We start from the raw sequence: 1,970 nt of genomic DNA, 5'->3' as shown, positions 1-1,970 counted from the left end.
CAGCCTCTATCAGGAGACGGTGGATGAGTGGCGTGCAAGCCCGGTCGGTATTGGGGCGCAGGAGGTCGCCTGGTCCATGGCCGGGCCGGAGATCTCGGGCCTGATTGAGCCCACGGTACTCATGGCCAAGGAAAAGGTGGTGGACCCGGCCACCGGCAAGACCTGGTATCTGGGCCGGCCGGTCACTGAGAATATCGACCGTCTTATCCCCCGGCTTCAGGCCTGGATCAATCTGCAACAGAAGGCCAACAGCGATAAGAAAATCGCCATCCTTTTTTATAACCACCATCAGGGCAAGCAGAATGTCGGGGCCAGCTATCTCAATGTCTTTGCCTCGCTGGAAGAAATTTTCAAGGGCCTTGCCGGAGCGGGCTATACCACCGGCAAACCACCCATGGAAAAAGAGGTAAAGGAGTTAATCCTGAACGGGGCCCGTAATGTGGGCTCCTGGGCGCCTGGCGAACTGGAGGCCATGGTGCAGGCGGGTGATCTTGTCCAGCTTGATCTGGCTGAGTATGAGAAGTGGTTTGCCGAGTTGCCGCAACCCTTCCGTGACGGGGTTATTGGTCAGTGGGGAAAACCGGGTGATTTTCAGATGATGATGCACAATGGCAAGATCGTCATCCCCATGGTGCGGCGGGGCAATATGGTCATGCTGCCGGAACCGGCGCGGGGCTGGAGCGACGACCCGATGAAGCTCTATCACGACACCACCCTCTATCCCCATCACCAGTATATCGCCACCTATCTTTGGCTCAAGAAATCCTTTGGCGCCGGTGCCATGATTCATCTCGGCACCCATGCCACCTATGAGTGGACGCCGGGCAAGCAGGCCGGGCTTTCCCCATCGTGTCCACCTGAGGTGCTGATCTCCGATATCCCCAATCTCTACCCCTATATCGTTGATGATGTGGGTGAGGCCATCCAAGCCAAGCGACGGGGCCGGGGCGTCATGCTTTCTCACCTTACGCCCATGCTGCGCCAGTCCGGCCTCTATGCGGAGTACGGCCGCATGGCCGAGCTGGCGGGCGAGATTGAACAGGCAGAGGCCCGCGAGAGCGCCACTGTCCCGGAAAAGCTGAAGGAATTACGGATATTGGCTGAGAAAACAGGGATCTTGACGGATCTTGCCAAAAATAAATCCAAGGAGATTGGCGATACGGAGCTGCCCCAGGTGCTGGCTCATTATCTGGAAGAGATAAAGGAAGAGATGATCCCTTACGGCATGCATACCTTTGGCCGGAATAAGGGCGTGGATGAGATCAGGGAAATGGCGGAAGCCGTGGTCAAATGGAATCCAGGCGAAAACCAGCAGGAGGTGGAGGGCCGTATCCGCGCCTCGGCGGATCTGGAGATGAAAAATCTCCTGCATGGTCTGGCAGGCCGCTATGTGGAGCCGGGCGAGGGCAATGACCCACTGCGCAATCCAGGGGCCATTCCTACCGGCCGCTATCTCTATGGTTTTAATCCGGCCAAGCTGCCCAGTCCCGCAGCCTGGGAGCTTGGCAAGAAGGCGGCGGAACAGATCATCGCCAATCATCTGGAAAAGCATCAGAAATATCCGCAAAAGGTGGCGGTGGTGCTGTGGGCTGTAGAGACGCTGCGCAACGAGGGGGTGAACGAGTCCACCATCCTCTGGCTCATGGGGATTCGTCCCAAATGGCAGAAATTAGGCAAGGTGACCGGCCTGGAAGTGGTGCCGGGCAAGGAACTGGGCCGTCCGCGTATTGATGTCCTGATCAATGCCTCCGGCCTTTATCGTGATCTTTTTCCCGACAAGATGCAGTTTCTCGATGAGGCGGTGCAGCTGGCCATTCTCCAGACCGATATCGAGAACCTTGTTGCCGGCAACAGCCGTAAACTGAAAACCAAGCTCATGGCTGATGGCATGGACGAAAAACAGGCCGAGGAACTCAGTCGTCTGCGTATCTTCTCCGAGGAGTCGGGCTCCTACGGCAACGGGGTCAGCG

The 1,970-nt window shown here is 57.5% G+C and carries 1 protein-coding gene; it reads left to right on the top strand.

Going from position 1 to position 1,970, the window contains the following annotated elements; genetic code table 11:
* Positions 1 to 1,970 (top strand): cobaltochelatase subunit CobN (locus Q7V20_RS23245; protein WP_304796395.1); only part of this gene is annotated, 1,970 nt, incomplete at both ends.

The organism is Aquabacterium sp. (assembly GCF_030652515.1).
Taxonomy (GTDB): Bacteria; Pseudomonadota; Gammaproteobacteria; order Burkholderiales; family Burkholderiaceae_C; genus Aquabacterium.
This window is presented reverse-complemented; position numbering and strand designations above follow the sequence as displayed.